This is a genomic window from Actinomadura logoneensis (assembly GCF_003428695.1).
Lineage (GTDB): Bacteria > Actinomycetota > Actinomycetes > Streptosporangiales > Streptosporangiaceae > Spirillospora > Spirillospora logoneensis.
Map to the genome: position 1 here is coordinate 1 of NZ_QURH01000972.1, position 9,201 is coordinate 9,201.

The 9,201-nt window shown below is 72.4% G+C and carries 7 protein-coding genes; 4 read left to right on the plus strand and 3 right to left on the minus strand.

The features are described from left to right. The 4 genes from DZF91_RS32960 to DZF91_RS32975 all read left to right on the plus strand — a co-directional run. The coding region (locus DZF91_RS32960) for a carbohydrate ABC transporter permease (RefSeq protein ID WP_407920960.1) at window positions 1–1,336 on the plus strand (1,336 nt) is incomplete at its 5' end. Further along, window positions 1,333–2,307: a carbohydrate ABC transporter permease gene (locus DZF91_RS32965; protein ID WP_117360959.1), complete on the plus strand. Its 975-nt coding sequence runs from the start codon at window positions 1,333–1,335 to the stop codon at window positions 2,305–2,307. The genes DZF91_RS32960 and DZF91_RS32965, both read left to right, overlap by 4 nt. Window positions 2,308–2,711: 404 nt before the next feature. After that, entirely contained in the window at window positions 2,712–5,117 is a 2,406-nt protein-coding gene (locus DZF91_RS32970; RefSeq protein ID WP_199487065.1) for a hypothetical protein, read from the plus strand. An 89-nt stretch (window positions 5,118–5,206) separates the two neighbouring features. Next, window positions 5,207–5,599: a hypothetical protein gene (locus DZF91_RS32975; protein WP_117360960.1), complete on the plus strand. Its 393-nt coding sequence runs from the start codon at window positions 5,207–5,209 to the stop codon at window positions 5,597–5,599. A 132-nt stretch (window positions 5,600–5,731) separates the two neighbouring features. On the opposite strand, the gene katG is transcribed toward DZF91_RS32975, so the two are convergent. The 3 genes from katG to DZF91_RS32995 all read right to left on the minus strand — a co-directional run. Beyond that, entirely contained in the window at window positions 5,732–7,933 is a 2,202-nt protein-coding gene (gene katG, locus DZF91_RS32985) for a catalase/peroxidase HPI (protein ID WP_117360961.1), read from the minus strand. 18 nt (window positions 7,934–7,951) lie between these two features. Beyond that, window positions 7,952–8,398, minus strand: coding sequence for a Fur family transcriptional regulator (locus DZF91_RS32990; protein ID WP_117360962.1), 447 nt, complete (start codon window positions 8,396–8,398; stop codon window positions 7,952–7,954). A 145-nt stretch (window positions 8,399–8,543) separates the two neighbouring features. After that, on the minus strand, window positions 8,544–9,201 hold a 658-nt coding region (locus DZF91_RS32995; protein WP_235834746.1), incomplete at its 5' end, for a TetR/AcrR family transcriptional regulator.

Here is a 9,201-nt window from a genome sequence, read left to right on the forward strand (position 1 = left end):
CGGCGGCCCGGCGGCCGACGCGCCCGCCAGGGCCAGGCGCGCGCGAGGCATCGCGCCGCCGTCCTGGCTGGCGCTGGGCTTCCTGCTCCCCGCCCTGCTGCTGCTCGGGTTCCTCGTGATGTACCCGATCGCCTTCTCGGTCGTCCGCAGCTTCTTCCGCGCGGACGGCCACTCCTTCGCCGGCGTGGACAACTACACCGGCATCTTCCAGGGCCACGACAACCTCGTGACCGTCCGCAACACCGCGATCTGGGTGGTGGTCGCGCCGACGCTGGTCACCGCGATCGGCCTGGTCTTCGCGGTGCTCACCGAGCGGATCCGCTGGTCCACCGCCTTCAAGATGGTGGTGTTCATGCCGATGGCGGTGTCCTTCCTCGCCTCCGGCGTGATCTTCCGGCTGGTGTACGAGCAGGACCCGAAGATGGGCGTGGCGAACGCGGCGATGGTCGCCGTGCACGACACGTTCGAGCCCGGCGCGGGCTACCCCGGCGCCGGGCCGCGCACCGGCAAGGACGCCACCGGCACCCAGCAGCCCGACGGCTCGATCGTCAGCAACAGGCAGTACACGGCGGGCCAGACCGCGCTGCTGCCGCTGCTGCGGATCAAGCCGGAGAACCTGCCGGCCAAGCCGGTCGCGGCGGCCCAGCCACCCGCGGCCAGGCCGGGGGAGCTGACCGGCACCGTGTGGTTCGACTTCACCAAGGGCGGCGGCGGCACGCCGAACCAGCCGAACGCGGGCGAGTCCGGACTGCCGCGGATCAAGGTCGAGGCCGTCCGGGACGGGAAGGTCGTCGGCAAGGCGACCACCGGCGACGACGGCACCTTCACCATGAAGAAGGTGAAGGGGGACGGGCCGGTCACGCTGCGGCTGCCCAAGTCGAACTTCACCGCGTCCTACGGCGGCGCGCAGTGGCTCGGCAACACCCTCATCACCCCGGCCATCATCGGCTCGTACCTGTGGGTGTGGTCGGGGTTCGCGATGGTGCTCATCGCGGCCGGCCTCGCGGCGATCCCGCGGGACGCGCTGGAGGCGGCCCGGGTGGACGGCGCGACCGAGTGGCAGGTGTTCCGGCGGGTGACGATCCCGCTGCTCGCGCCGGTGCTCACGGTCGTGCTGGTCACCATGGTGATCAACGTGCTGAAGGTCTTCGACCTGGTCTTCATCATCGGCGGCGGCGATCCGCACGCCAGCGTGCTCGCGCTCCAGATGTGGGTCGAGTCGTTCGGCGGCGGGAACGACCCGGGGAAGGGCAGCGCGATCGCGGTGCTGCTGTTCCTGCTGGTCGTCCCGGCCATGCTGTTCAACATCCGGCGGATGCGGCAGGAGCGGGCATGAGCACGACCGAGACCGGGACGGCCGGGACCGCGCCGGAGCACGGCGGCACCGGCAGCGGCGGGAGCGGCAGCGGCGGGGGAACCGGCGGTGGGGCGGGGGCGCCGCGCCGCGGCATCGCCGCGCGGATCGTCGGACGGGTCGGCGGCGGCGTCGCGCAGGTCCTGCTGATCGTCGTCGCGGTGGTGTGGCTGGTCCCGACGTTCGGGCTGCTGGTCGCGTCGCTGCGGTCCACCTCCGACAACAGCGCGTCCGGCTGGTGGAAGGTGTTCTCCAAGCCGGGCCAGCTGACCTTCTCCGCCTACTCCGACCTGCTCGGCAAGGGCGACTTCGTCGACTCGTTCTGGAACACGGTGCTGATCACCGTCCCGGCGACCCTGCTGGTGGTGGTGATCGCGTCGCTGGCCGCGTACGCGTTCGCGTGGATGGAGTTCCCCGGCCGCGACTGGCTGTTCCTCGTCGTGGTGGGGCTGCTGGTGGTGCCCGTCCAGGTGGCGCTGCTGCCGGTCTCCGAGCTGTACGGCTCGGTGCGGATCGGTGGCTTCCACCTGGCCGGCTCGCTCGTGGGCGTGGTGCTGTTCCACGTCGCGTTCGGGCTGCCGTTCGCCATCTTCCTGCTGCGCAACTTCTTCGCGGGCATCCCCCGGGACCTGCTGGAGGCGGCGCGGATGGACGGCGGCTCGGAGTGGACGATCTTCCGGCGGGTCATCTTCCCGCTGGGCGGTCCGGCGATCGCGTCGCTGGCGATCTTCCAGTTCCTCTGGGTCTGGAACGACCTGCTGGTGGCGCTGGTGTTCGCCGACACCGGCAACCAGCCGATGACCAAGTGGCTCCAGTCGCAGATGCGGCAGTTCACCGGCAACATCGACATCCTGGCGCCGGGCGCGTTCCTGTCCCTGATCGTGCCGCTGGCGGTGTTCTTCGCCTTCCAGCGGTACTTCGTCCAGGGCGTCCTCGCCGGATCGGTGAAGTAGGCCCGAGCAGAGAACCCATACCACGGAAGAGGCCCCGCCCGGCAGACGGCGCGGGGCCTCTTCCGCGCCACTGGTCTAGTGGCTGACCAGTTGTGGCACGAGGCGGCAGGTAAGTGCGAGGTTAAGGCGGGGAAAGGGCGGACTCTGCGGGGTTCGGCGGCCGAGCCACAGGACGCTCGGTGCGCAACATCCGCCGCAACGGTATCGCCGGAGTTCGCAGAGCACCGTCGACTGTGCGCCTGCGCTCGCGGGCCCGCAACGGACCGGCCGGAGCCATCGGGTTTTCCCTGCGTGCGCGGGCTTTCGGCGGCGCACGGCGTCCTTGTCGGCGCGGACGGCCGGGGTCAGCATGACGGCTGTCCCATCAGGCATGGGTCATCCGTTTCATCCGAAAGGACCCCGCCGTGCTCCGACCCCTCGTCCCCAGAGCCGGCATGGCCGTGCTCACCGCGGCGCTCGCGGCCCTGACCGCCCTCACCGCGCCCGCCCCCGCGCACGCCGCCCCCGCGCACGCCGCCCCCGTCCAGGCGCCGCGTCCGCACCGCCAGTCGGCCGACTCCGGTCCCGCGGTCCGCCACGACGTCTCCCCGCCGCTCCGGTCGATCCGTCCCGTCCCGCCCCGGCCCACCCGCCGGTCGGAGCCGGACCACGAGGTCCGCCTGCCGACCCCGCCCGCGGCCAGGATCCCCGACCCGGTGCGGCAGCGCTCCGGCGGCGTCACCCGCACCGCGGCGACCGCGAGCAACTTCGACGGCGTCGGGCAGGGCTTCACCGGCCCGCAGGGCACGTACTCGGTGACCGGGGTGCCGCCGGACCCCAACGCGTCGGTGGGCTCCACGCAGGTCGTCGAGGTCGTCAACACCGCCTACGCGGTGTTCAACAAGTCGACCGGCACGGCGGCCTACGGCCCCGTCGACACCAGCACGCTCTTCTCCGGCTTCGGCGGCTCCTGCCAGAGCACCAACGACGGTGACGCGACGGTGCGCTGGGACACCCTCGCAAGCCGCTGGATCGTCACCCAGTTCGCCAACGTGTCGTCCGCGAGCGGCCCGTACTACGAGTGCGTGGCGGTCTCCACCAGCGCCGACGCGACCGGGTCGTACAACCGGTACAGCTACCAGTTCTCCAGCTTCCCGGACTACCCGAAGATCTCGGTCTGGCCGGACGCGTACTACGTCACCTACAACCTGTTCAACGGCAACACCTTCGTCGGCGCCGAGGCCTGCGCCATGGACCGGTCGAAGATGCTCACCGGCGCCGCCGCCACCCAGCAGTGCTTCACGACCAGCTCGTCCTACGGCGGGCTGCTCGCCGGCGACCTCGACGGCTCCACACCGCCGCCCGCCGGGGAGAACGAACTGCTGGTCGGCCTCGGCACCACCAACACCTCCCTGGCGTACTGGAAGTTCCACGTCGACTGGACGACGCCCGCCAACTCCACGTTCACCGGACCGTCCAGCATGACCGTGGCGTCCTACACGACCGCCTGCGGCAGCACCGGCACGTGCGTCCCGCAGAGCGGCACGACGCAGCAGCTCGACTCGCTGTCGGACCGCATCATGTACCGGCTGGCGTACCGCAACTACGGCGACCACGAGGCGTTCGTGACCGACCACGCCGTGACCGTCGGCAGCTCGGTCGGGACACGCTGGTACGAGCTGCGGCTGTCGGGCGGGAACCCGGCCGTCTACCAGCAGGGCACCTACGCGCCCGACTCCACCTACCGGTGGATGGGCTCCATCGCGATGGACCACGTCGGCAACATCGCGCTCGGGTACTCCCAGTCCTCCTCGTCCGTCCACCCGTCGATCCGGTTCACCGGCCGCGCCCCCTCCGATCCGCTCGGGACGATGACCCAGGCGGAGACCACCACGGTCACCGGCGGCGGCTCGCAGACGTCCTACAGCCGGTGGGGCGACTACACCTCGATGGCGGTCGATCCGGGCGACGACTGCACCTTCTGGTACACCAACGAGTACGAGCCGGCCAACGGCAGCTTCAACTGGCACACCCGGCTCACGTCGTTCACCCTCCCGGGCTGCGCGAGCACCCCGGCCAACGACTTCTCGATCTCCGCGAGCCCCGCCACCGGCACCGTGACCGCGGGCGGCTCGGTCACCACGACGGTGTCGACGGCCGTCACGTCCGGGTCGGCGCAGACCGTCAACCTGACCGCCACGGGCCTGCCGGCGGGCGCGACCGCGTCGTTCAGCCCGGCGTCGGTGACCGCGGGGGGCTCCAGCACCGCCACCATCACGACCGGCTCGTCCACCCCGGCGGGCACCTACACGGTCACCATCACCGGAACCGGGACGTCGGCGACCCACAACACCGGCTTCACCCTGACCGTCAACCCGGTCGGCGGGGGCGGGATCACCAACGGCGGCTTCGAGACGGGCAGCCTGTCCGGCTGGACGGCCGGCGGCCCGGCGACGGGCGTCACCAGCACCGGCCCGCACGCGGGCGTCTACGCGGCGCTCCTGGGCAGTTCCAGCACCGCGACCAACGGCGACTCGTCCATCGCCCAGACGTTCACCGCGCCGTCCGGCAGCACCAAGGTGTCCTTCTACTACAACGTGACGTGCCCCGACACCGTCACCTACGACTGGGCGACCGCCACGCTGAAGGACAACACGGCCAACACCACCACGACGGTCCTCGCCAAGACCTGCGTCGCCGGCTCCGGCTGGAAGCAGGTCACCTCGGCGGTGACCGCCGGGCACTCCTACACCCTCACGCTCACCAGCCATGACGACAACTACACCGGCGACCCCACCGCCACCGCCTTCGACGACGTCACCGTGAGCTGACGTCCCGCGTGCCCGCCGTCCGGCGCTGGACGGCGGGCACCCGCGCGTACACTCGAAGCCCGGGCCCCGTCCCGCGAGGAGGACCCGACATGCGGTCCCTGACGGCGCTGATCCTGCTGTTCTGCGCGGCCTGCGCGGGCGGCGACCCGCCGAAGCCCGCGCCGCACCGGGCCGGGACCGTGACCGTCACCGTGCGCCGGGGCGAGACGCCTCCGCCGCTCCGCCTCACGGTCGGCACGGTGCTCCAGGTGACCGCCGAGCCGTCCCCGCGCCAGCCCTGGACGCCCCTGACCAGTACCGACGCGCTGATCCTGGACTGCGTCTCGCGCTCCGGCCCCCAGGGCACCATCACCGCCACCTGCACCGCCAAGCGCCCCGGCCGGGCGACGATCGCCACCATCACGGCCCCCTTCCCCGGCGACCCCCGGGGCCCGGCACAGTTCCGATGGGCCCGGCATGTCGAGGTCGTCCGGCCCGCCTGATCCCGGCCCGCCTGATCCCGGCCCGCCTGAGCGCGGGCCGTCTGATCCCGGCGCGCCTGATCCCGGTCCGCCCCGTATACGCGAACGGCGTCCGGGGCGGGTGCCCCGGACGCCGTCCTCAGCGGTGCCGGGTCAGCGGACGTCGAACCGGTCGAGGTCCATGACCTTCGCCCACGCGCGGACGAAGTCGGTCACGAACTTCTCCCGGGCGTCGTCGCTGGCGTAGACCTCGGCGACGGCGCGCAGCTCGGAGTTCGAGCCGAACACCAGGTCGACGCGGCTGCCGGTCCAGCGGACGTCGCCGGTGCGGGGGTCGCGGCCCTCGAAGAGGTTGTCGTCGCCGGTCGCCGACCACTCGGTGCCCATGTCGAGCAGGTTGACGAAGAAGTCGTTCGTCAGCCGTCCGGGCGTGTCGGTGAACACGCCGAGCCGGGAGTCCTGGAAGTTGGCGCCCAGCACCCGCAGGCCGCCGACCAGGACGGTCATCTCCGGCGCGCTCAGCGTCAGCAGGTTCGCCCGGTCGAGCAGCATGTACTCGGCCGACAGCCGCAGGCCCTTGCCGAGGTAGTTGCGGAAGCCGTCCGCCGGGGGCTCCATGGCCGCGAACGACTCGACGTCGGTCTGCTCCTGCGAGGCGTCGGTGCGGCCCGGCGTGAACGGCACCTGGACCTGGACGCCGCCGTCCGCGGCGGCCTTCTCCACGGCGGCGTTGCCGGCGAGCACGATCACGTCGGCCAGCGAGACGCGCCGGCCGTCGGTGCGGCCCGCGTTGAACTCCTCCTGGACGGCCTCCAGGGTGCGCAGCACGGCCGCCAGCTTGTCCGGCTCGTTGACCTCCCAGCCGATCTGCGGCTGGAGCCGGATCCGGGCGCCGTTCGCGCCGCCGCGCTTGTCGGTGCCGCGGAAGGACGACGCCGACGCCCACGCCGTGGACACCAGCTGCGCCACGGTCAGCCCGGACGCGAGGATCCGCTCCTTGAGGGCCGCCGCGTCCGCCTCGTCGATGAGGTCGTGGTCGCGGGCCGGGAGCGGGTCCTGCCAGACCAGCTCCTCGGTCGGGACCTCGGGGCCGAGGTAGCGGGCGACCGGGCCCATGTCGCGGTGGGTGAGCTTGAACCAGGCGCGCGCGAACGCGTCGGTCAGCTCCTCCGGGTGCTCCAGGAACCGGCGGGTGATCTGCTCGTACACCGGGTCGACGCGCAGCGCGAGGTCGGTGGTGAGCATCGTCGGCGCGTGCTTCCTGTCCGGGTCGAACGGGTCGGGCACGGTGCCCGCGCCGCCGCCGTCCTTCGGCCGCCACTGCTGCGCGCCCGCCGGGCTCTCGAACAGCTCCCACTCGTAGCCGTAGAGGATCTCCAGGAACGAGTTGTCCCACCGCGTCGGGGTGGTCGTCCAGATGCCCTCCAGGCCGCTGGTGATGGCGTCGGCGCCGACCCCGGTGCCGTAGGTGCTCTTCCAGCCGAGGCCCTGCTGCTCGATCGGCGCGGCCTCGGGCGCCGGGCCGACGTTGTCGGCGGGGCCCGCGCCGTGCGTCTTGCCGAAGGTGTGGCCGCCGACGATCAGGGCGACGGTCTCCTCGTCGTTCATCGCCATCCGGCGGAACGTCTCGCGGATGTCGCGGGCCGCCGCGAGCGGGTCGGGGTTGCCGTTGGGGCCCTCGGGGTTGACGTAGATCAGGCCCATCTGGACGGCGCCGAGCGGGTCCTCCAGCTCGCGGTCGCCGGTGTAGCGCTCGTCGCCCAGCCAGGTGGACTCCGGGCCCCAGTAGACGTCCTCGTCGGCCTCCCAGGCGTCCTCGCGCCCGCCGCCGAAGCCGAAGGTGGGCAGGCCCATCGTCTCCAGGGCCACGTTGCCGGTGAGGATGAGCAGGTCGGCCCAGGACAGGGAGCTGCCGTACTTCTTCTTGACCGGCCACAGCAGCCGCCGGGCCTTGTCGAGGCTGGCGTTGTCGGGCCAGCTGTTCAGCGGCGCGAACCGCTGCTGGCCGGCGCCGGCGCCGCCGCGTCCGTCGTGGATCCGGTACGTCCCGGCGCTGTGCCAGGCCATCCGGATCATGAACGGGCCGTAGTTGCCGAAGTCGGCGGGCCACCAGTCCTGGGAGGTGGTCAGCACCTCGGCGATGTCGCGCTTCACCGCGGCCAGGTCCAGCGACTGGAACGCGGCGGCGTAGTCGAAGTCCTCGCCCAGCGGGTTGGCCACCGCCGGGTTCTTCGCGAGGATCTTCAGGTTCAGGCGTTCCGGCCACCACTGGTGGTTGCCGCCGCCCTGGGTCGGGTGCGGTGCGCGGGTGTGCGCGACGGGGCATTCTCCGCTGGTGTTCTGGTTCTCTGCCATGGTGGCACCCTTCGGGAACTAGGCCGATGAGGAACTCTGAGCGGGGGCGCAGGAGGGGCACAGGCCCCAGAAGGTGACCTCGGCCTCGTCGATGGCGAAGCCGTGGTCGTCGGAGGGGGTCAGGCACGGGGCGGGCCCGACGGCGCAGTCGACGTCGGCGACCGCGCCGCACGAGCGGCACACGACGTGGTGGTGGTTGTCGCCGACGCGCCCCTCGAACCGCGCCGGGCTCCCGGCGGGCTCGATCCGCCGGACGAGCCCGGCGGCGGTGAGGGCGTGCAGCGCCTCGTAGACGGCCTGGAGGGAGATGTGCCCGACCCGGTCCCGGACGCCCGAGGCGATGGCCTCGACCCCCAGGTGGTCGCCGGTGCGGACGGTCTCGAGCAGCGCGACGCGGGCGGCCGTCACGCGGAGGCCGGCACCGCGCAGCTCCTCGGCGGCGGTCGGGGGCTGCGGTGCGCTCATACCGGTCAACCTACGCGCACAAACCTGAACAGTTCAAGAGAACGAATGAGACAAGTTTCTCTTTCCGGGCCGCCGGGCGCCGCCGGGCGCAGTCGCGGGCCGCCCGCGGTGCCGAGGGAACGCCGCCGGGCGGCGTCGCGGCAGATCAGCGGAGTTCGGCGAGCATGCCGAGGGCGCCGGCCACGTAGCGGCGCAGCACCTCGGGGTCGTCGAAGTCGTAGGGGCCGCGGATCAGCACGATCGACAGCGTCACCCGGAACAGCGCGTCGGTCAACAGGGTGGCGTCCACCGGCGGCATCCGGCCCGCCTCGACGTGCTCGCGCAGGATCGGCTCGGCCAGCTCGGCGATGCGCCGGAGCGGGCCGTCCGCGTTCAGGGTGAACTCCGGCAGGACGACCTCGGGCACGTCCCGCAGAGCGGCGTTCAGCAGCGTGTGGCCGCGCGCGTAGCCGACGACGAAGACGAGCAGGTCCGTGGCGTACTCGGCGGACCACGTCATGTTCTCCAGGCGCGGCGCCAGCGCCTCCAGGAACCGGTTGAGCTCGCGCTGCACCAGGGCGTGCCTGATGTCCTCGACCGTGCCACCGTACTTGTAGAGCGTCGGCCGCGAGATGCCCGCCTTGCGGGCGATCGCCGACAGGATGCGGCCCGACGCGAACCCGCCCTCGATGAGGCAGTCGGCCGCGGCGTCCAGGATGCGCTGCCGCATCTGCGCGGCGGTCGGGCGCGCGCCCTCCGCCGCCCGCGTCCCGTTCCGGGGCCCGGCCGCCCCGCTCCCGCGCCTGGTGGCGGTGGTCCCGGCC

Excerpts from the sequence above, each read along its gene's own strand:
- DZF91_RS32965 (WP_117360959.1), top strand. The coding sequence starts at position 1,333 with ATGAGCACGACCGAGACCGGGACGGCCGGGACCGCGCCGGAGCACGGC.
- DZF91_RS32975 (WP_117360960.1), top strand. The coding sequence starts at position 5,207 with ATGCGGTCCCTGACGGCGCTGATCCTGCTGTTCTGCGCGGCCTGCGCG.
- katG (WP_117360961.1), bottom strand. The coding sequence starts at position 7,933 with ATGGCAGAGAACCAGAACACCAGCGGAGAATGCCCCGTCGCGCACACC.
- DZF91_RS32990 (WP_117360962.1), bottom strand. The coding sequence starts at position 8,398 with ATGAGCGCACCGCAGCCCCCGACCGCCGCCGAGGAGCTGCGCGGTGCC.